The following is a 21,944-nucleotide window of genomic DNA, read 5'->3' on the forward strand; positions in this document are numbered from 1 at the left end:
ATTGTCCCAATGCACTTCAATTATAGCTCAGGGATTTTTTTACATGTCAGCAACTAGGATATCGTTTAAAGGAAAAGATCGAAAAGGATTTGCTCGCGAAATAAAAAAAGAAGTCAACCATTATTTTAAGGCCAACAACCTTTCTAAAAAGGCCAATAGCAGGATGGTTATAAAAACGGTTATCCTCCTAACTATCTACTTTGGTGCCTATGGTCTGATTATTAGTGGGGCCTTTGGATTATGGAGCATGGCTTTTTTCTGTTTCCTAATGGGTATAGGTATGGCTGGCATTGGGTTTTCCGTTTCCCACGATGCTTTGCATGGCGCTTACTCTTCAAATAAATATGTAAATAAAATTCTGGGTTATACCTTCGACCTTTTGGGCGCAAATGGATATATATGGAAAATTACCCATAATATTATTCATCATACCTATACAAACATTTATGAGCATGATGAAGATCTGGAGGTGGCTGAATTTATCCGTCTTTCTCCCAATGCCGAACACAAGACCGTCCACCGCGTACAACATATACTGGCATTCATAGCCTATGGCTTTGCTACTCTGTTCTGGGTTTTTATTAAAGATTATAAATACTTTTTACAGTCCAGCCTGGGCCCATACGAAGACAAATCCCACCCCGCTGCGGAATGGGTTACCCTTATTATCACCAAGCTTCTTTACTATGGATACATGCTTGTTCTGCCAGCGATACTGTTACCCATAACCTGGTGGCAACTGGCTATAGGTTTTTTGATTGTTCATTTTACTGCCGGCATTATTCTGGGGGTCATTTTTCAACTTGCCCATGTGGTGGAGGGCACTGATCATCCCACCGAAAATGAAGAAGGTAATATTGAAAATGCGTGGATGATTCACCAACTCGAAACAACATCAAACTTCGCGCATAACAATCATTTATTGTGCTGGTACATCGGCGGATTAAACTATCAGATTGAGCATCATCTTTTTCCAAAGATCTGTAGTATACACTACCCTGAGATTAGTTCTATCGTCCGGCGTGTTGCCAATGAATATGACATTCCTTATAACTATCACCCTACCCTGGGAATTGCTATTAAATCGCACTATAGAACACTCAAAAAATTTGGGCAACCCGGTTATAGCCATTGATTCCTCCTGTACGCTGCCTGATGATGAAAGCATAATTGCAGTAGCTTTATAGTTATCCTTCTGTTACATTAAAGGAGAGCCATCATCAGCAAAGCTCAAAATAAGGAGGATTTATGGAAGCGAATCTTCTCATAGCTGCACTTTCAGGCTTCATAGGCGCTGTAATACTCACACTTCTAATTTACGTGCTAAAGGTCAGTGGCCAAAGTTTAGACATCCCCTATTTAATTGGCACCCGTTTTGTAGATATTAAAAACCAATCACGGGTTTACACGGTTGGTATAGCTCTTCATCTACTTTTCGGAGCAGGATGGGGCATCCTATATGTTTTTCTACTTACCGCCATGGTCGTTACGCCCAACTGGCCGGCCGGCATTTTATGGGGATTAGGACACGGTATTTTTGTAGGCTCCATGATGGGCATATTGGCCGACACACACCCCGCTATCGGAGAAGGGAAGCCCATTTCAGATCCCGGCATCATGGGTTCATCCTGGGGAACACTTATCCCTTATTATGTTTTGGGATTACACATCATCTACGGAGCCTGCACCCTCGCTATATATCATCAGTTTATGGCAGGATAATATTTTTGGTAAGGCCTTAGCCCTCAATGGGAGGCATATAGCCATTCTCATTGTTTTTTTGTGGGTCGGTGGATACTTTTTCTGAGACTTCCATCCACTGCCAGAACTCATATACCGTATCATCGGCAAGATCACGAACTCCAAAGGAACGCCCTTGGTTCCCACTTGCTACATGCACGGTAAAGTCATGCAGATTTAGCCGGCGCTGGAAGGGGTTCTGTTTTATAATAGTAGCCTGAGTACGGTACTTCTTTACAATAGCTGTCTTTTTGCTCAAAAGTCTGCTGCTTAATACAAGGGTTCCATCTTCATTTCTAATTCCGGCATCCCGATACTGCTGATATCCCAACAGCATGGCCGGGACCAACAAAAGCCAGGCATAATAGCCATAGGGAACGGTACCCCACGCCAACAATATCACCGGCAACGTCCACCAAAGCATACGCAACAGGTAACGGCGCAGAGCTCGCCGGGGAACACGCTGATATCCATCGTTAATTGTGTAATTATATTCTGGGATTACCTCCTCCAGAAAGGTATACATATCTCCCTTTTTTATGAGGGGAAATAACGTAGCGGAATTCCCTTGACTGTCTCCATAACCTGCACTTTCTATAACCAAAGAGACGTATCCCAGGGGTTGACGCATAAGCTCTTCTTTAACCTGAACCGCCTGAATTCTGTTAAAAGGAATAGTGAGTTGGGTTCGCTCAAAAAGCCCGCGACCAATAAGTAACTCATTATCACGCACCTCAACCTCAAAATCGTAGTAGGCAATAATGGTCGACACGAATGATAACATCCAGGCAACAACAAGAATAGCAATAGCCGACATGATGACCAGCGATAATGATGTTGATCGTGGAATATGTGTTTCTATAAGCTGATACATCTGCTCTTCGGAAATCAACTGGTCTATTTGGGAAAATATAGCTCCCACCACCGACAATGCCACCCCCATCCGTCCCGAAGTTGTAGCTGCAATCAGCAGGTCTTTCGTATCGAGCGTATATTTTTTAACGAACTTTTTTTCCTCTTCATCCTCAGCCTCTTGCACTGCCTGTGGCGCTTGCCCATGCCGAAGCTTTTCTTTCAGTTCTTCCGCCTTGCTTTGAGTCAAGGCGCTTATTTTAGCCTCTTTGGATGAACTTCCGGCTGTTTTTACCTCTACGGCAACCAGTCCAAAAAGCCGCTGTACAATACCTGCGCTAATATCAATAACCTGGATACGATCGGAAGTAAGATACAATTTCTTCCGTATGAGCACCCCCTGTTCAATACGAAGCTCCCCCTCTTCTACCTGAAAGCTAAACCGAAGCCATGATATTACCCCCCATACCAGCAGGGCTACTATGGTTCCCAGAATCCAATAAAGAGTAAATACAGCCTGGTCGCCGCCGCCGATAAAGATGAGGATCAGAATCGTAATAAAATTTCCTCTGATAATATCCAAAGCCTTGGTAATAGCTGCAACCGGATGTTGGCGTTGCGGTTCAGACATCTTCTTTGGCTAATCGTGCAAATTTCGAAATTTGATCTCGTACTTCATCAGCTGTTTTCTCATTCAGAGCTGGAATACGGTGCGTGGTTGCTGCCGTAGAGATCGTGACATCAGCAAGCTCATAGGATCGCAAGATCGGCCCCTGGCGGGTATCCACATGCTGTACCCGCTTGATGGGCACCAGTGTTCGTGTAATAATAAAAATGCCACTTTGCAGATCTATCTCATGCTGGTCTATATCGTACGACCATCTTCTCCATCGAATTTCGGGAATAAAAAAGATACAGAGGGCTGCCATTATGATTAAAATGATGGTAATGGAGAGTAACAGCCATGGCGAAAAAGCATCTCCACCAAAGAAGCTAAACAGCCATATCAGCAATGGAACCAGTATCAACACAACCATAAAAAGGGTAGTAGATACCCGCCATGCTTTGATGGCAGATTTCGACAGTTTAGATTTAGGAGAAGAACGCATAAATAATCGCTTTAAGTTCTATCGTTTTTACACAGGCTGCTACAGAAAAATAATACTGCCTAAAGCTATAAATAAAAAAAGCCACTTTGCAGTGGCTTTTCAAAAGAAATGTAAATATAAACAGCCTTAGCCGTTATTCTTAATATCCTGGATTTCGAGGCGAACTTCTTGAGAAAGCTTACGAAGTTGCTGTAATCCTTTACGGGCACGGGTGCCGGCGGCTTTGTTGCCCTTTTCATAAAACTTTGTCATATCTTCTTCAACTCCCGTTACAATGCCTTTGAGTTCGTCAAATCGGCTCATGGTATTCTTAATATTTTGTTATGGTTGAATGAGAGAAACCTCCCATTTTCGGATCTTGTTCCGAAGAATAATGCTCCCAAGGTACCACTTTATCCGCTAAAAAAGCGAATAATCTTTTCTACTGATCATCAATAGCTATTTCTTCTGCCTCTGGCACCCGGTAAAGGAGGACAAATCCAAGAATAAAAAGCAAGACGATCACACTCATTCCTATGCGTTGGCTGTCTGCAAAAAACGTAAGCCATCCTACCAAGAGTGGGCCTACAAAAGCGGTTACTTTACCCGAAAGGGCCATCAACCCGAACATCTGGTTCTGTAAGTCCGGCGGCGCCACGTGCCCCATATAGGTTCGGCTCGCAGCCTGTACCGGACCCACAAAGATGCCCAGTAGCAATCCAAATACCCAGAACCAAAATACCTGTTGCACTAATAATACAGCCGCTGTTGATACGATAAGTCCCACTAATGAAAACAGCATAGTGGTGCGACTGCCCAGCTTGTCATCCAGCCAGGCGAAGGTGGCGGCTCCCAAACCAGCCGTCAAATTTAGGCCAATGCCAAAAAGAAGTACATCTCGCTCTCCGAGATCAAAAGTGCCGGCGGCATAAATACCGCCAAAGGCAAAGACGGTTGCCAGGGCATCGATAAAAACCATCCGCGCAACAAGAAATCGAACAATGGGACGATACTTCCGGACTTCCCGAATAGAGGCCTTAAGTTGCTGCCAGCCCGACTGTACCGCTGCCGAAAGATTAACCCCGGTCTTCGGGCGATCACTCGTTACCAGGAACAGGGGTATGGAAAACAAAGCGTACCACACGGCCACTAACACAAATGTGGCGCGCACATGCTCCGCAGATCCTTTATCCAATCCAAAAGGAGGCTGGTTCACATCGACAAACAGAAACAACGCTATGACAAGGCAAACGAGTCCGCCGGCATATCCCAATCCCCACGACCAGCCCGACCAACGGCCCATACGTTCATCGGTAGTGAGGTCAGGCAGCATCGCATTATAAAAAATGATGGCAAATTCAGAGCCCACTGTTCCCAGGAATACCAACACCAGTGCCAGCAATACAAATTGTTGCGCAGGAGCCACGAACCATAACCCGGCTGTTGCTAAAATAGCTAACAGCGTAAACCAGCCGATCCATGGCTTTCGGCGCCCCATTTGGTCGGCTACCGCTCCTACGAAAGGCGCACAAATGGCAATCAGGAGTCCGGCTGCCCCGATGGTATTGCCCCACTGCGTACTGCCCAGTGTATCATTTTCAGCTACCGACTGCATAAAGTAAGTCGCAAATACAAACGTCTGGATAACTGCAAAAAAGGCGCTATTGGCCCAATCATATAGCGCCCATGAAAAGAGTGAGGCCGTAGAATCTTTCGTTTTTTTTCTCATCAGTTGAAATCTATATTGCCAAATTTATCGTTTGTTATAATGGATGGAATACTTGGGAAAAGCAATCTGTTATTATAAACTTAATGCAGCATTCAGAATCAGAAGAATTGTCCTATTATGAAAAAAAGAAACCAGGATTTTATCTACATTTACGATACGGAGCATCAAAAGATGATCATGATTGATGGCGAAACCGGGGAACGTGTGCACGAAGAGGATGATGAAGTTACCTCTTTGTTAAAGTATCTGCATAAACAAGGCCAGGATATGCAGTTACGCAAGTTTGCCGTTTGGTGTGCTCGCGAGATTAATGAAACGCTTAAACCTATTCAAAAAAAGATCCTCGACCTTGCCGAAAAAGCAATTGAAACAGATGTAGAGTCCGAATCGCTGGAAGAACTGTACAAGGAAACCGAGGGTACAGCCATTGCCACCGATACCGTAGGGCTTCGCCATGGCGAAAAAAGTGCTCCGGCTTACCTGGCAGCACGCGAATGCATTAATCCCGATGCGCTAAAAGGAGCCATCCAGGCGGCACGGTTTCATCGACTCTGGATGGAAATGGATGAAAAAGAAGGGTTATCAGAAGGGGCTCTGAAGGAAATCAAGACTTCGGCCGATCTAAACTCGATCCAAAAAGTAACCCAGCAGCAGACCGACAAACTATTAGACTTAATGAATGAGTAGTGTATGCCTATTAGTTACTGATTATTTATTCTAAGATGTTTAGCGGTTGTAAGAGGAAGTTTATCAAGCTATTTGGCTTTCTGTGGTGGCCCCATCCCCGATAGTGGTCAGGGAGGGACTTTGTGGATGCTTATTCCGTACAATAGGAGTTGTTTTTTGCATCACTGAGTTCCTCCTTGGAGAAGGAGGACAGGAGGATTGATCTTCGATTTCTTCCGTAAACTTAAATTATTAAAGTGTAAACTACCTGTCGAGACTTTTTGGACAGCCTCAGGAAAGGAGTGGGGCAAAAAGAGTGTAAGTTAGAGCTTACCCATATTAACTGATCTTTTTATCACAACCAATTCCAACCACTCCAAGTGTTAAGTCATGGTTACCAATCATGCTCTGTCCATAGCGCCCAGGCTCCAATATGACCTGTACGAAGCCTACGTATAGACTACATGTACCCTACGCAGAGACTTCGTGTAGGGTAGACAGCATCCTGTCGTAGGCTAGACGTTACCATGTCGTAGGGTACAACGATATCCTGTCGCGGGGCCGACTGCACCCTGTCGTAGCCTACGACCTGCCCTTGTCACTAAGCCGACATACTCTATGCCAACTCTCCAACATGGTTATCCGCAGCATAGAAAGTCTTTGAATCCTGATAACCGAACATTCTGCAAAGCTCCCGTGCCATGGCATACCCCCTACTAAAATGATGCTAGATTACTACCCACATTTTTTTACATTAAAAGCTATTTCATCAGCTAATGATAATGACTAAACGGATACGACGGATGGAAACACTTAAACTGGGATTTATCGGATCGGGATTCATTGCCAATTTTATGGCCAAAGCCATGCAGCAGGTTCGCCACCTTGAACTCACCGCGGTCTATAACCGGAGCGGCGCCGAAGAATTAGCACAATTTGCCGCCGACCATCACCTGGGAGACTGCCAGGTTTACGACAGCATTGAAGAGGTCTGCCAAAATTGTGAGGCTGTGGCCGTGTTGGCCCCCAATTATGTGCGTGTGGCTATTGTGGAAGAAATTGTGGATGCCGTTCAGAAGGGCGTGCCCCTCAAAGGCATCATCTGTGAAAAGCCACTGGGACGCACCATCGCCGAGGCCCAGCGGATGGTGGAGTTAGCTGAGTCTGCCGGCCTGCTGACGGCTTATTTTGAAAACCAGCTCCACATGCGGTCCATCAATAATGCGCTGCATCAGCTGCGACCCCAGCAGCGCGAGATGGGCAACTTTACCCTGGCGCGCAGCACTGAAGAGCATGCAGGTCCCCACAACAGCTGGTTCTGGGATCCCAAAAAGCAAGGCGGAGGGGTACTCTCCGACATGGGGTGCCACAGCATTGCCATCTCTCGCCATATCCTCACGCCGGAAGGCAAAGAACCCACCTTTATGAAGCCGGTCTCCGTCCAAGCGGATACCTGCCTGCTTAAGTGGGGGCAGCCGAAGTACCGGGATCAGCTGAAGGAATGCTTTGGCGTGGATTATGCCGAAACGCCGGCCGAAGACTTCTGTACAGGCATCGTCACTTTCCAGAACCCGGAGACCGACCAGATTGTGAAGGCCCAGTTTACCGACTCCTGGATGTATGACAAACAAGGGCTCCGCCTCTCGATGGATGCGCTCGGACCGGGCTATGCCATGGAAGTAAACACGCTCATTTCGCCCCTGGAAATCTTTATCAGTGATGAGGCGGCCTCTGCGGTAGCCGATGCCGAAACAGCGCTGGAAAAATCTACTTCCTCTCGCGGACTGATGCCCGTTCAGCCCAATGAAGCCGATCTTTATGGCTATGTAACAGAGCTCGAAGACATGACGCGCTCCTTCCTTGACGGTCATGATGCCCTGTTGAGCTGGGACTATGGACGGGAAACCACCTACCTCTGCCAGGCGGCCTATATGGCAGCAGAACAAGGCAAAACCATTGATCTTACCGATTCCGCAGTAAATGAAGAACTGGAAAACTATCAATCGCTAATTTCCCAGGGAGAAGGCGCCCAGGTACTGTTTAATTAACCTTGCAGAATGTTATAAGCCAATTTGCTATCAAATTCATAATACATTCTACATTCAAATGATAAACCAAATTAGATATCAATCCTCCTGACCTCCTTCTCCAAGGAGGAACTCCTTAGTTTGTGAGATAATCAAGTCCCTCCCCGACAGTGGTCGGGACAGGCTTTGGAGAAGAGGGATTTAGGGAGATTGATTAATTAATAAAGGAGTAATTTAAACCCACTTCCTATCCAGACAAGAAAATTCGGTTAACAAAACATTGGCAAACTTAACCTTGCAGAACATCCCCAATGCTTTGTATAATGATTTTGCAATTTGTGACATCCTAAAATAGAATCACGCGCCGGGCATTATAATTTTCAAAACTGACTGAATCCATGAGACTCTCTACTTTTTCAACTGCGATTACCTTTACTCTGCTACTCCTGCTCAGCTTTCAACCGCTTCAGGCACAAAATGCAGCACAAGACTGGCAACTGCTGGATATTGATGAGCAGCCCACCCATCGCCATGAGAATGCGGCTACGGCTGTGGATGGTAAACTGTATCTGCTCGGCGGACGTGGTGAGCGTCCGGTGGAAGTCTTTGATCCAGCTACCAATAGCTGGGAAGTCAAGGCAACGCCTCCCCTTTCGATGCACCACTTCCAGGCGGTGACCTATGATGGCAAAATTTATGTGCTCGGCGCATTGAACGGCAACTATCCATATGAGGATCCTATTGCTCATGTTTATATCTACGATCCCGAAGCCGACAGCTGGACCAAAGGCCCGGCTATTCCCGAAGATCGACGACGCGGAGCAGCCGGCGCAGCTGTATACAAAGACAAAATTTATGTATCTGGCGGCATCCAGAATGGGCATGCCGACGGGCATGTTCGCTGGTTCGACTCTTTTGACCCTGAAACCGGCGAGTGGACCAAGTTAACTAAGGCGCCCCGCAAGCGGGATCACTTCCAGCTGGCTGTTATTAACGACAAGCTCTATGCCGTTGGTGGAAGGCGGAGCTCACAGGCTACAGGTGCCACATTTGAACTGACCATTCCTGAAGTGGATGTCTATGACTTTGCTACTCAGGAGTGGACTGAGCTCCCTCCTTCCGGTGATCTCCCCACCGAACGCGCCGGGAGCACCTCGATATCTGTGGGTGATTATCTGATTGTCTTGGGCGGTGAGAGCGCTGCCCAGGAAGCAGCCCACGCCGAGGTCGAAGCGTTCAATACCGAAACCGGTCAATGGCATTCCCTGCCCTCACTGAACCAAGGGCGCCATGGCACCCAGGCGGTAATCATTGATGGAAAAGTCCATATCGCTGCAGGATCGAAAGTACGGGGTGCCGAAGAAATCAACTCGCAGGAAGTGTATGCTATCCCTGATTCTCTCTCCGGAGTTTCAGAATGAAGTTTGGGATGACTCTAACATTATGGACTCTTCTTCGCGACTATTTAGTAATATTGGTAGATAAAAACCCTTCCTAACCCGTTTAGGAGTTGAGTTGTATTCTTCAGAGCCAACCACCCCTGGCCCCTCCTTCATAAGGAGGGGAAAAGTTGTAACCTAAATTTTCTCCCCTTATGAAGGGGAGATTAAGAGGGGTTGGGTGATTATAAGTGACCTATTCTAATCCCTCAATGTGTCCTTCCCAATGTATTCGAAAAGGCTCGAGGGAGGCTATTATTGTAGATTGACTATCACACTCCTTAAGGGTCATTTCGAACGAACCCCGACAACCGTCGGGAGGAGAGAGAAATCCTTTACTCTCAGCTCCGATCTTATGAATAGAAGATCTCTCCCGTTGGTCGAGATGACGGTGGGTACCTAAAAGTTCCGCTTAAGCCTTGACAAAGTCATAGCATTCGGGACAGGCGTGACCGTCTGCCGGCGGTAAGAGCGATTTAGCCGATTTACCGTAGTGGAGGGAGATTAAATACTATTCTTCTTTAATCATGATCCGAACCCTAAAAGAAAAATTCATAACAAGTAATCAAGCACCGCTTCCCAATCGGGGTAGGCTTCCGATCCGAACTGAATATGTTCACCAGGAAACTCTGCGGCCCCGTTGGCTTTGCGATCATCAATCAGGTATACCCCCCTATTTAGATTCTTATGGTGGCTTAATATAAGCCGCTTAAATCCAGCTTCCGGAAGATGCTTTTTAACCCACAGATGCTTGTCGGTCCAGGCAGAGGGGTTGCCCCAGGGAGCCGTAGACAGGATATAAGCATCATAATGTTGCTGGAGCAAGCGGAACCCTTCAATGGCTCCTTCTACCGGTGGCAAATCGCTGAAGAAGCCCGGAATTTCATCCAGATTGTCTTGATACTGCTCTTTCACCTCTTCGGAAAGTTGCCGGATGCCCCAGGGGAAATCGACCAGCACATTATCCATGTCAACATATACGATGTCCATATCTGTCAGCTTTATCGATGTGGGACTAAGATTACCTTGCCCATATTCTTTCGCTGCTCAATATACCGATGGGCTTCGGCTACTTCATCAAACGAAAAGGTAGCATCTACATGGGGGTTAATCCAGCCTTCTCCCACCCCGTCTAATAGCTTTTGCATCCAGATGCGCGCCTTTTGAGATTCGTGCCAGAGGTGGCCCAGGTTTACGCCAAACACTCCGCGGTTTTTATTCAACAGTGGCAGCGGATGATACCAAGGCATCTGCATGACGGTTTTAAGCATTTGCCACATACCACTAATGCCTCCTTTACGATTGGTACTGGCGGATGAAATCCCAAACATGCCCAGTCGTCCGGTAGACCGTAACGCTTTATAGCTCCTCTTCCACTCTTTGCCACCCAACGGATCGGTTATGAGTTCCACCCCCTTGCCAGCGGTTAGCTCCATCAATACCTCATACCAGTCTTCGTTGCGATAATCTATGGCATGGTCGAGTCCACGTTCGGCTAAAAATTCATGCTTGCGCCTGCTGGCTGTTCCATACGTCTGGGCCCCTATGTGACGGGCAATCTCCAGTGCTGCAAGTCCCACGCCGCCACCTACATTGTGAATGAGCACCGACTCTTCGGATTGCAGCGATCCCATTACAATCAACAGAACATAAGCCGTCAAATAGTTAACCGGCAGTGCGGCGGCCTGCTCAAATGTTAGTGTAGAGGGCTTAATAAACACTTGCTCCGGATGGACTTCCACCTGTTCAGCCTGTCCCTTAAATTTGGTCATAGCAAAAACTTCTTTTCCTACCCATTGGTCATCCACCTCTTCACCGACACTACCCACGATCCCAGATACCTCATAGCCCATCACGCAGGGCTTGGAGGGCCCATCCGGATACTGCCCTTTGCGTGCCAATATATCGGCGAAATTTAATCCCGAAGCTTTTACATCGATAACCAAGGTATTAGGATTCGGCGTAAGATCCGGCTTTTCTCGCACTTCCAATACTTTTGGTCCACCGTTGGCAACGTTGACTATTGCTCTCATAATGCCAGTTTGATTTGATTGTTCAATGATTTTATTCAGCAAATGCTATCGATATATTTGTTAGCTGCAAATTAACAAAATCTATGAAACTCATAGATTATTCGTAAGATATGGAACCAAGAATCCACTTTATAGTTTTGTATTTTAAGCCCTGAAATTTTAACATCCAATTCTGACTTTCTAATTAGCCCGATGGCCGCATCATCCCCTTACGAGCAAAATACAACCTTGCAAAATATTCTGCTCATTAGTGGCATTTTGCTTATTGCACTAAACCTAAGGCCAGCGCTGGCAGCAGTGGGGCCCTTGATCGGCGCCATACGTGATACTACGGGGCTATCAAACACTATGCTGGGATTGCTTACGACCCTCCCCTTGCTCGCATTTGGAGTTCTTTCTACGCTTACGCCACTATTTACCCGCAAAATGGGCATTGAAGGCACTCTGGCAGTTGCAATGGCTGTGTTAACCGGTGGACTTTTTCTCAGGGTAATCCCAAATAATGTTGCTTTGTTTGGGGGGACCCTGTTGGCAGGTATTGCCATAGCTCTGGGCAATGTGTTGCTTCCCAGTATTGTCAAGCGTGATTTTCCCAACCACACAGGCATTATGACGAGCGTTTATTCCAGTATGCTGGGCCTTGGAGCCACGATTGCCGCGGGTATCAGTGTTCCCCTTGCCTTCGATTTTAACTGGGGTTGGCACTGGGCACTGGGTGCCTGGGGTGTAGTATCGATCATAGGATTGATTATTTGGATACCGCAGCTACAGGATCTTACGCTGCCAAGACATAAAAGAAGTTTTTCCCAATCTTTAAAAGATTTGGGCGGAAAGAAAAAAGCGTGGCAAGTAGCCCTATTTATGGGTTTACAGTCACTCGCCTTTTACGTCATCCTGGCCTGGCTTCCAGAAATACTACAAGACCGGGGACTCAACGCCAACACCTCGGGCTGGCTCCTTTCACTTTCTCAAGGCATGGGTGTGCTTGGCTCCATTTTTATTCCTACTTGGGCAGAAAAACTTGATAATCAACGTTCAATTGTCTGGGGTTTATTATTGTTAGAAGTGATTAGCCTGGGAGGATTAATGCTTCCGGATAGCTTTCTTGCCGGACTCTGGGTATCCCTCATTGGCCTTTCACTGGGTGCAAGCTTTGGTCTTTCCTTACTATTCATTGTACTGCGTACCGCAGATACCGAAACAGCCACGGAGCTTTCCGGGATGGCGCAGTCGATAGGCTACTTGCTGGCAGCTATTGGCCCTACTCTTTTTGGAGCATTACACGATCTGACAGAGGGCTGGTTTATACCACTTCTATTTTTGTTTTTAGTTGCCGCTATTAAATTAGTGGTGGGACTTGGAGCCGCTGAACCCGGCCAAATTAAATAACGCTCTTCTCGGAGGGTTTGCAAACCTGACTGGTCATCTCCCGAGAATTCGGAATTCAGGATCTCCTTTCAAAGGCTATCAAAGCTATCTGGTATTCTGAAACGAGTTTAGAATGACAAAGTCTGCCCCGATCATTTTTTCGGGGATGTGATGGTTTTGCAAAGCCTCCTTCTCTTTCCATCTATCAATGCGATAGTTTTTTTCAATTAGGATACTCAAGTTCTTTCAAATATATTTAGTTCAACATTAAACTATTAAGCATTAATCAAAACCTTGACTCTTATGTCTACTGCAACAGCTACACTCTGGACTATTGATCCCACTCACTCTGAAGTACAGTTTAAAATTAAACACCTGGTAATTTCTACAGTCACCGGAAGCTTTGACTCTTTTGAAGGATCAATCGAGGCTGATGGCAATGACTTTAGCGATGCAAACGCGCATTTCGAAGCAGACATCAATAGCATTTCAACAAATAATGAAGATCGGGATGCCCATCTTAAATCAGATGATTTCTTCGACGCTGAAAACCATCCAACATTAGCTTTTGACTCTACATCCTTCGAAAAGATTAGTAGTTCTGAGTATAAACTAACCGGTGATCTTACCATCCGTGATACAACAAAAACAGTTGAACTGGAAGTGACCCACGGCGGTACGGTCGAAGATGCCTATGGAAATACCAAGGCCGGCTTTGAAATTAATGGAAGCATTAACCGCAAAGAATTTGGCCTTACCTGGAACTCTGTTACAGAAGCTGGAAATGTAGTGGTGGGGGATGAAGTAAAACTAGCCCTTAATATACAGCTGATCCAAAACGGATAAACACGATATCCATATATACAAAAAGGGAGCATCCTTTTGAAAGATGCTCCCTTTAATTAATTCTGAAACTAAGGGGTTAGGCTACGTTTACACGCACCTTTTTTCCTTTCACACGGTTGCGGTTCATGGCGTTTATCACCTTATCCACATGCTTCCCGGGAATATCCACAAAAGAATGACGTGGAAAGATATCGATATTACCAATCACATTCCCCGGAACCTTTGATTCGCCGGCGATGGCGCCTACCAGGTCGCCCGGATATACGTTATGCTTTTTCCCCACATTAAAAAACATCTTAATCATGGCGGAATCATCGTACTTCTTAGCGCCTTGAGCGGGTGCATCGGATGCCGATGCCGTCTCTGATGTGGCCTTTTTCAACAGGGCTGCAGCAATTTCAATGGTCGTAAAACGATCATCATCAAACGACTCTATTTGCTCGATAAATGGTCGAAGGCTTCCTTTTTCAAGGTCTTCAACAAGTTTATCCATAACGCCGGCTACCCGAGACTGCTGTACATCAGCTACCGATGGCAAACCCAATGGATTCAATCGATTTTTGATCTGTTTCTCTATACTCCGAAGCTGTTTTTTCTTGCGCTTTGTGGTAAAGGTAATTGCCATACCTGAGCGCCCGGCACGACCGGTACGACCGATACGGTGTACATAATATTCGGGATCTTGTGGAATATCATAATTAAAAACCGCTTCAATATCATCAATATCGAGACCGCGGGCCGCTACATCGGTGCCCACTAAAACATCAATAGCTCCACTCCGAAACTTTGACATCACACGGTCGCGTTGATTTTGATTCAGATCACCATTGATAAAGTCCGTAGCATAACCTCGCGACTGAAGTTCCCGGCTTACCTTTTCGGTCTTCCGCTTGGTGTTACAAAATACCAAAGCCAGCTTAAAATCATTGATATCCATAAAGCGACCAATGGCTTCCGTTCGGACGGAATCTCTTACTTCGACAGCATACTGCTCAATATTAGGAGCTGTCACCTTTTTACGTTCAATCGCAATGGTCTGCGGTTGATCCATATAACGCTTCATGATCTTGCGAATACCTCTGGACATGGTCGCAGAAAACATCACGGTTTGAACCGGTTGATCAGCATAGGAAAGAATCTGCTCCATATCGTCGCGAAATCCCATATTCAGCATTTCGTCGGCTTCATCAAAGACCACGCGTTGCAGGTGATCCAATTTCAGTGTACCTCGTCGTAAATGATCGATGGTACGTCCAGGGGTACCCACTACAATATGTGCACCGCGTTTTAGGGCTTTAATCTGTCGACCAATTGACTGTCCGCCATATACCGGCAATACATGCAATCCATCCAGATGTTTTCCAATTTTAATAAGTTCTCCGGTTACCTGTATCGCCAGCTCGCGCGTGGGACACATGATAATGGTCTGTACTTCTGAAACACTAACATCCGTCTGCTGTACAACCGGAATACCAAAAGCAGCCGTTTTACCCGTCCCCGTTTGGGCTTGTCCTACGACATCCCTTTTGTTTAAAAGAGTGGGAATACATTTTGCCTGTACCGGCGTTGGTTCTTCAAAACCCATATCTGTGAGTCCCTGAAGAATAGTATCGCTGAGATTAAGCTCAGCAAAAGTTGAATCTGTCATAAATAAAGTAGTAATTAAAGTTTATACGTACCTGACGCCACAAGCTGTACTTTGGGTACCAGCCTAAAATGCTGCCTCCTAAAACCGCACATCACGAGAGGCGCCGACAGACCTGAGAAAGGGATGTAAGAACCTGTTTAAAAACGAAGAATAGGTAGGAATCACGTAACACCAGAGCGGGAAGATACGGATAATAACCGCCAATACATATAATTAAATTATGAGCTGCCTAAAACCCTTTATTCATTGGCGGGGAGGCTGGCACTTTGCACCTCCAGATCTTGCTTTTTTTCTTTCTCCACGCGGGCCTGTTCGGCAGGACTTGCAAAAAGGATAAACAGATACTCTTTCCATCCATCAGCTTTCTTTAGATCCTTCCAGATATCGATAAATTCATGAAAAACCAGGTAAATAGGATTGTAAGATTCCGGTGGTTTAGTGATGCCGTAGTTGGGCGTTCCCAACTCGGGCTGGAAGGTACCAAACATACGATCCCAGATGATAAACGTAGATCCATAGTTTTTATCCAGGTAATGATCATCTTTGGCGTGGTGTACCCGGTGGTGCGAGGGAGTCGTAAAGAAGTACTCAATAGGTCGGGGCAACTTATCGATCAGCTCCGTATGGATCCAGAACTGATACAAGACCGCAATCTGGTGACAAATGAAAAACACCACGGGATGAAAACCTGCCATTGCTACGGGCAAGAAGAAAATAACTTTAAAGCCCTGCACCCACGAAAGGCGGAACGAAACCGAAAAATTATACTGCTCCGATGAATGGTGTGGGACGTGCGTAGCCCACCAAATACGCTGCTCGTGGGCAATACGGTGAGCCCAGTATCGACAAAAATCCAAGAAAATAAAACAGAGCGGAAAAGACCACCAGGTGTACGGAATGCGCCAGGGCATCATGTTGTAAAAAAGCAGGATCAGGGCAAAGATACTGATCTTTGTCAGTGAACTTACGATGATATTGCCAATACCTATAGCCGTGGACGCCCAGAAATCTTTACTATCATATAAGTCCCATTTCCGCCAGGCACTGATGCCCCATTCAATGAAAACCAGTGCAAACATAACGGGCGCCGCATAAATGATGATTGGCGGCAGCCCCATATTGATAAGTTCATCAACCGTGATTAATTCAGGCACAATAATTTCTCATATTCAATAATTAATGTTGACAACATAGAACTTCTGCATGAGAAACTAAAACAATCTTATACTTAATGATTGGAAATATATGTTCCACTTTCAGGATTAGCCTCTTCCTTTTTTGAAGAAATCGCAAAACCCAAAAAAATCACCTTGGGTTACCAATAAAGAAGATCACGAATTTCCTTTCTCCCGGATAAAATCAAGCCCCACAACCATAAGAAGACCAATCAACATGCCCCACATACCACTTGCAAAATGGGCTGTTCTGGCTCCCTCTACCGTTATATATGGAATGTAAGGATCACTTTTGATAAGCTTTTGTTTGACCGTCTCAATCTCCACTTTTTTGAGCCTGTTTAATTCCGCCTGTGGATTTATCACCTTACCCAATCGCTCAAACTCAGGCTGATTTTTATTGGGTCCGTTTTTCCTCAGCTCTTGTGCTCGTGGATTTTCGTAGGCCACTACGTCTTGCTTGCTCACAATCTCAGCGTAGGTTCGATCCTGGTATGGCCATATCACATACAACGAACCAATTAAGAAGCCGATCAACAGGGCCAATGTTTTAGCTTCATAACGATTTAGCAGCCACGAAAGAACCCGGGAGAAGAGTGCAAGTCCAACAACCGCTCCTAATCCAAACGGTATCAGCGTCATTAAGCTACTAACCGTATTGGGGGTGCCCAGCTTACCGATTTCAGATAGGACGAAATCGTATTTTCGCAAAATAAGCAGGATATACGAACCAGAAATACCGGGCAAAATCATGGCACAAATGGCGATAGATCCGCTGAAAAAGATAAATAACGGGGATTCCGACGTTGCTGTCGGCACTAAGGTCACGAGCCAAAAACCAATGAGCGTGCCTATTATAATCATGAGCCCGTGTGCCCAGTTAAAGCCCTCAATGGCTTTGGCCAGGATGACAATGGAACCCACGATCAATCCAAAAAACAATCCATAAATGAGTTCCGGATCGGTGAACATATAAATCTGGAGAGGCACAATACGTGTAAAGAAGAACACTGCGCAGGCCATGCCCGACAGCAGCAACAGCATAAATTTCCACTCTACGCCCCGCAGTGCTGCCGACCATTTGAAGGTGATCAGTCGTTTGATGAATGAAAAGTCAAAGCTCCGGATGGCGTTAATGAGTCGTGCATAAATGCCGACAATGAGCGCCATGGTTCCACCACTGACGCCCGGCACGATATCGGCTGAGCCCATTAAGAAACCTTTGATCATTAAAAATGGAGCCTCTTTCCAGGAAGTGGCTTTTTGCTGCTCGTCTGTTGATGCTTGCTCAGTCTTATTCAATCGAGAAGTGAAAATTAAGAATTAAAAATTGCGTCTTTTGCTACCCAAAAATATTAGCTATGTTTCAATCTTTCATTGATCATTTTTAATTCTTACTCTTTCCAGCCCTTCTCGCCGATAAGTGGCACAAACTTAAAATCGCTGTAGTGTTCCTCTTCGTATTCATCTTCTCGTATCTTGATGATGCGAACCATCTCCTGTCGCTCTTCATTGCCCACCGGTACAACCAAGCGGCCATTTACATTCAGCTGATGAATCAGATCATCCGGTACCACCGGAGCCCCTGCCGTTACTACAATAGCGTCATAAGGTGCGTAGGCCGACCAGCCTTTGGTTCCATCTCCCAACTTGGCCTGTACCGAGTAGCCCAGCTCCCGAAGTGTAGAACGGGCCTTTTCATAGAGTTTTTTATGCCGTTCAACGGTATAAACCTGAGCACCAAGCTCACAGAGAATGGCTGCTTGGTATCCAGAGCCGGTGCCAATTTCCAACACTTTCTCCCCGGGTTTTGCCTCCAAAAGCTCTGTTTGCCGGGCAACAGTGAAAGGCTGAGAAATAGTCTGTTTCTTTCCAATAGGCAGAGCCGTATCTTTATAAGCTCGATTTTGCAGAGCGGTATCTACAAAAACATGTCGTGGCACTATACTGAAAGCAGAAAGAACACGCGCATCTTTGATGCCTTTACTTTTTAGCTTTTCAACAAGCCCTTTACGGCGTTGCTTAAATTTAGGATTATGTGCTCCGGAGCCCCAATTTAACATACTCAAAACCAATTACTCTTACGATCATTTGCAGTTATTCTATAACATAAGGAACTTGAGGGAATAAAAATGATTTTAATCTACATCATCAAGCAAATAAATATTATCTCATGAAGGCTTTCTTGAAAATTATCGGCGGCTTTTTTGCACTGTTGGTCGTCATCATTGTTGGACTAAATCTCTATTTTACCAACGATCGGCTCCAAAATATGTTGATGCCCTACCTTAACGAGGCTGTAGGACGTCCCGTAGAAGTGGAATCAATGTCGGTTACCTTTTTCAGTACCTTCCCCCAGCCCGGCGTAGAAATCAATAAGCTTTCTATTCCAGCAGAAACAGAGGAGGATACGCTTATATCCCTGGATCGGATGGTCGCGGGCGTTGACCTCTTTTCGCTATTCGCTGAAAATATCAATTTCTCAGAAATAGAGCTCAACCGGCCTCAGTTTACCTACAAAGTATTTGCCGACAGCACCACGAATTTGGATTTCCTGCTGGAGCAAGAGGAGACAGATACTACCGCTTCTGAAAGCTATAATATCAATATTCCCTACTTTCAGATCACCGAAGGTCACTTTGGATACCAGGATTTTACCTCCAATACCTCGGCAGCCCTCCATGATTTAAATGGCGATCTTTCGCTGAATTATGCAGATTCTATCCGCAGCAGTATTGATATGGAGGTCCAGCAGGTATCTGCCACGGTCGACAGCACCACCTATTTGGATGGCCTTCCCCTCAGCCTTACAGAGGAATCGATCTTCTATCCGGATGATGAAATTATCCAGCTACGGGAAGGAACCTTTGCTATCCGCGGGCTGGAGATGGATCTTGTAGGCACGCTCAGCAATTGGAGCCAAACACTTAGCATAGATCTTCAGTTCAACTCTTCCTCCGATAATTTTGGCGATCTGCTTACCCTGCTGCCAGAAAACGAATACACCCAGGGACTGGAAACCGAAGGCTCCCTTGACCTTGGCGGCACTATAAGAGGTGCCGTTACGGAAGACGCCATCCCGAATTTTAATATCCGTATGCTGGTGCAAAACGGCTATCTAAAAGATCCGGACCTGCCTCAACCTATTGAAGATATTCGAATTTCTGCCAGCGCCACCAACGAATTGGTCACCATCGATACGCTTAATGCACTGGCCGGTGCCAACTCACTCACGGGCTCTGGCGAACTCCAACAGCCGCTGGAAGACAACGGCACCTTTAACATGGATTTCATAGCGGATGTGGACCTCTCCACGGTCAATGAATTTTATGACATCAGCGAGCTGGACCTCCAGCAACTGGCCGGCCAACTGGATGTCAACGCTAATGCTGAGGGGCAACTCGATCAGCCTGAACAGGCTGCCTTTAATGGAAAAGCAATTCTTGCCGATGGCTTATTGAAATACCAGGACGTGCCCAAAGCCATTACAAATATCAACGTCAATGCTTCTGGCACGCAGGACTTACTTACCATCCAAAGCCTGAGCCTGCAGGCGGCGGAAAACTCTTTCTCTGCCGAGGGACAGGTCCAGCATCTGTTGGATGAAGGCGCCCGGAGTATCAACGATATGAACACCAACCTGAATTTTGATCTCGCTACAATTAAAGAATTTTATCCCATCGATGAAGATACCCTCCGGCTGGAAGGCATGCTTACGGCTCAGGCCATCCTGGATGGGAAGGCCGATCAAATAGAACAAGCCGTACAAAGTGGAAGCATTAACCTGAAAGACGGCTTGATAGATTATGACTCTTTTGACGCTCCCTTTCGAAACATCACTTTTGATGCGGTGCTCGAAGGTCCGCAGATGACCATCGTGGAAGGAAGTCTACAGAGCGGCGACAATAACGTTCAGGCCTCCGGTGTCATTAACAACTATATAAGTGAAAACCGCAGCCTAAACATCAAAACGGAAGGAAGCGCCAAGCTTAAAGAAATCAGTAACTATTATGATTTAGAACCCGACATAACAGACCTGAGCGGTGATGCAGATTTCAACCTTGCGGTACAAGGTCCGGCGAATGATCCTTCTGCGATGTTCTTTTCAGGAAAGCTAACGGTCAAAAACGGCAATATGGCGGGCGAATCCCTTCGCGAGCCCGTCAAAGATCTGAATGGCACCTTTAGCCTGTCTCCTGATAAAGCCTCGCTCAACAATCTAACGTTTCAGATGGGCTCTTCGGATATCGATGTTAAAGGCTCGCTGAGCAATTATATGGCGTATCTCAAAGATGAAAAGAACCGCAAAGTAACGCCAAAGCTTACCGGCCAGTATTACAGTAAATATCTTAACCTGGATGAACTCATCGACTGGAGCGATACCACCTCTACTAACTTTAACCTCGAACTGCCGGACTTAAACAGCAACGTTAGTACCCAGATAGACCAGATGAAGATTACCGGTGTTACCATGCGGAACCTCGAAGCCAAGGCAACCTCCACGCCTAAACAAATTAACCTGACCCAAGCCAATGTGGAGCTCTTTGAAGGAAAAGCCAACGGTACGATGCTCTGGGAGATTCCGCCTAACAAGCCTTCAACCTTTAATTTCAAAGGGGCGCTGGATAGCCTTCGACTGGAATCCTTTTTTGAAGAATATCCTATTCTTGGTAAAAACAGCCAGTTCTATAAATTCATTGCAGGAACCTTTAGTACCAGCGTTGATTATACCACAAAAATCGATACCGAACTTAATCCTCTTATTCCAACGACGCTGCTGAATGGCACTTTCGGTATGAGCGAAGCGCAGGTTCACAACCATCCGCTACAGCAAAAGCTGTCGGGTTTTACGAAGATAAAAACTTTGCAGGACGTAGTCCTCGATCAGTGGAAAAGCTCCATCGCTATCGACAAGAATATATTGACAATTAGCGACTTGTCGCTCACCAGCAAGGATATCGGGCTGGAACTGAATGGTACCCAAAACCTGCAAAATGATAACATTGATTTCCAAATTTCACTCCTCCTGCCCGAACGATTTAAAAGTGATATTGCTTCTGCCATAACCAGCCAGGCCGCCAATGCCTTAACGCGCGACAACAATACGATTATGGTACCTTTGCGGGTTACCGGCAACTATAGCAATCCTAAAGTTCAGCCCGACCAGACCGTCATCCAGCCAATCGTTAAAAAATATCTGAAAAATAAAGCTGGTAATGCCATTAAAAACTTGTTCGGCGGAGATAAAAAAGAGAGTAATCCCGATACTACCCAAACAGATACGACAACCAGTAATTAAGCTGTCTATCTTTATTAAGAAAAAGGCGCCATAA

Annotated in this window: 18 protein-coding genes; 8 read left to right on the forward strand and 10 right to left on the reverse strand. The window is 45.9% G+C overall.

Annotated elements, in window-relative coordinates; translation table 11 throughout:
• The first annotated feature begins 43 nt into the window (after positions 1-43).
• On the forward strand, positions 44-1,135 hold the full coding sequence (locus J6I44_RS17305; RefSeq protein WP_265767425.1) for a fatty acid desaturase family protein: 1,092 nt from the start codon (positions 44-46) through the stop codon (positions 1,133-1,135).
• 113 nt (positions 1,136-1,248) lie between these two features.
• Entirely contained in the window at positions 1,249-1,722 is a 474-nt protein-coding gene (locus tag J6I44_RS17310) for a hypothetical protein (protein WP_265767427.1), read from the forward strand.
• A 16-nt stretch (positions 1,723-1,738) separates the two neighbouring features.
• Here J6I44_RS17310 and J6I44_RS17315 read toward each other — a convergent pair whose 3' ends face one another.
• The 4 genes from J6I44_RS17315 to J6I44_RS17330 all read right to left on the reverse strand — a co-directional run bounded on the left by J6I44_RS17315 (position 1,739) and on the right by J6I44_RS17330 (position 5,409).
• Positions 1,739-3,223, reverse strand: a complete 1,485-nt coding sequence (locus J6I44_RS17315) for a PH domain-containing protein (protein ID WP_265767428.1) — start codon at positions 3,221-3,223, stop codon at positions 1,739-1,741.
• Positions 3,216-3,701 (reverse strand): PH domain-containing protein, encoded by a 486-nt coding sequence (locus J6I44_RS17320; protein ID WP_265767429.1) that lies wholly within the window; start codon positions 3,699-3,701, stop codon positions 3,216-3,218. Before J6I44_RS17320 ends, J6I44_RS17315 begins: the two co-directional genes overlap by 8 nt.
• A 126-nt stretch (positions 3,702-3,827) precedes the next feature.
• Positions 3,828-4,004, reverse strand: a complete 177-nt coding sequence (locus tag J6I44_RS17325; RefSeq protein ID WP_265767430.1) for a histone H1 — start codon at positions 4,002-4,004, stop codon at positions 3,828-3,830.
• A 118-nt stretch (positions 4,005-4,122) separates the two neighbouring features.
• Positions 4,123-5,409: an MFS transporter gene (locus J6I44_RS17330; RefSeq protein ID WP_265767431.1), complete on the reverse strand. Its 1,287-nt coding sequence runs from the start codon at positions 5,407-5,409 to the stop codon at positions 4,123-4,125.
• A 117-nt stretch (positions 5,410-5,526) separates the two neighbouring features.
• Between J6I44_RS17330 and J6I44_RS17335 the strand changes: the two genes are divergently transcribed.
• The 3 genes from J6I44_RS17335 (at position 5,527) to J6I44_RS17345 (ending at position 9,523) form a co-directional block, all read left to right on the forward strand.
• Positions 5,527-6,096: a hypothetical protein gene (locus tag J6I44_RS17335; RefSeq protein ID WP_265767432.1), complete on the forward strand. Its 570-nt coding sequence runs from the start codon at positions 5,527-5,529 to the stop codon at positions 6,094-6,096.
• 782 nt (positions 6,097-6,878) lie between these two features.
• Positions 6,879-8,123 (forward strand): Gfo/Idh/MocA family protein, encoded by a 1,245-nt coding sequence (locus J6I44_RS17340; RefSeq protein WP_265767434.1) that lies wholly within the window; start codon positions 6,879-6,881, stop codon positions 8,121-8,123.
• Between the two features lie 377 nt (positions 8,124-8,500).
• The gene (locus J6I44_RS17345) at positions 8,501-9,523 is read left to right on the forward strand and encodes a Kelch repeat-containing protein (protein WP_265767436.1); all 1,023 of its coding nucleotides are present in this window, start codon (positions 8,501-8,503) and stop codon (positions 9,521-9,523) included.
• A 570-nt stretch (positions 9,524-10,093) separates the two neighbouring features.
• Here J6I44_RS17345 and J6I44_RS17350 read toward each other — a convergent pair.
• Positions 10,094-10,531 (reverse strand): 5' nucleotidase, NT5C type, encoded by a 438-nt coding sequence (locus J6I44_RS17350; RefSeq protein ID WP_265767438.1) that lies wholly within the window; start codon positions 10,529-10,531, stop codon positions 10,094-10,096.
• Between the two features lie 11 nt (positions 10,532-10,542).
• Positions 10,543-11,574 carry a zinc-binding dehydrogenase gene (locus J6I44_RS17355; protein ID WP_265767440.1) on the reverse strand — a complete coding sequence of 344 codons (1,032 nt, stop codon included), beginning with the start codon at positions 11,572-11,574 and terminating at the stop codon, positions 10,543-10,545.
• A 192-nt stretch (positions 11,575-11,766) separates the two neighbouring features.
• Here J6I44_RS17355 and J6I44_RS17360 point away from each other — a divergent pair, with 192 nt between their 5' ends.
• Together J6I44_RS17360 and J6I44_RS17365 are read left to right on the forward strand one after the other, a co-directional pair.
• Positions 11,767-12,963 (forward strand): CynX/NimT family MFS transporter, encoded by a 1,197-nt coding sequence (locus J6I44_RS17360; RefSeq protein ID WP_265767442.1) that lies wholly within the window; start codon positions 11,767-11,769, stop codon positions 12,961-12,963.
• A 282-nt stretch (positions 12,964-13,245) separates the two neighbouring features.
• On the forward strand, positions 13,246-13,788 hold the full coding sequence (locus J6I44_RS17365) for a YceI family protein (protein WP_265767444.1): 543 nt from the start codon (positions 13,246-13,248) through the stop codon (positions 13,786-13,788).
• Positions 13,789-13,864: 76 nt separating this feature from the next.
• Here J6I44_RS17365 and J6I44_RS17370 read toward each other — a convergent pair whose 3' ends face one another.
• The 4 genes from J6I44_RS17370 to J6I44_RS17385 form a co-directional block, all read right to left on the reverse strand.
• Positions 13,865-15,436 carry a DEAD/DEAH box helicase gene (locus tag J6I44_RS17370; RefSeq protein WP_265767446.1) on the reverse strand — a complete coding sequence of 524 codons (1,572 nt, stop codon included), beginning with the start codon at positions 15,434-15,436 and terminating at the stop codon, positions 13,865-13,867.
• Between the two features lie 239 nt (positions 15,437-15,675).
• Entirely contained in the window at positions 15,676-16,554 is an 879-nt protein-coding gene (locus J6I44_RS17375) for a sterol desaturase family protein (RefSeq protein WP_434084238.1), read from the reverse strand.
• 213 nt (positions 16,555-16,767) lie between these two features.
• Positions 16,768-17,913, reverse strand: coding sequence for a DUF368 domain-containing protein (locus J6I44_RS17380; protein WP_265767448.1), 1,146 nt, complete (start codon positions 17,911-17,913; stop codon positions 16,768-16,770).
• Between the two features lie 92 nt (positions 17,914-18,005).
• Positions 18,006-18,674, reverse strand: a complete 669-nt coding sequence (locus J6I44_RS17385; protein ID WP_265767486.1) for a protein-L-isoaspartate(D-aspartate) O-methyltransferase — start codon at positions 18,672-18,674, stop codon at positions 18,006-18,008.
• 110 nt (positions 18,675-18,784) lie between these two features.
• Between J6I44_RS17385 and J6I44_RS17390 the strand changes: the two genes are divergently transcribed.
• Positions 18,785-21,910: a DUF748 domain-containing protein gene (locus tag J6I44_RS17390; RefSeq protein WP_265767449.1), complete on the forward strand. Its 3,126-nt coding sequence runs from the start codon at positions 18,785-18,787 to the stop codon at positions 21,908-21,910.
• Positions 21,911-21,944 lie beyond the last annotated feature (34 nt).

The sequence above is a fragment of the Fodinibius salsisoli genome (genome assembly GCF_026229185.1).
Taxonomy (GTDB): Bacteria; Bacteroidota; Rhodothermia; order Balneolales; family Balneolaceae; genus Fodinibius; species Fodinibius salsisoli.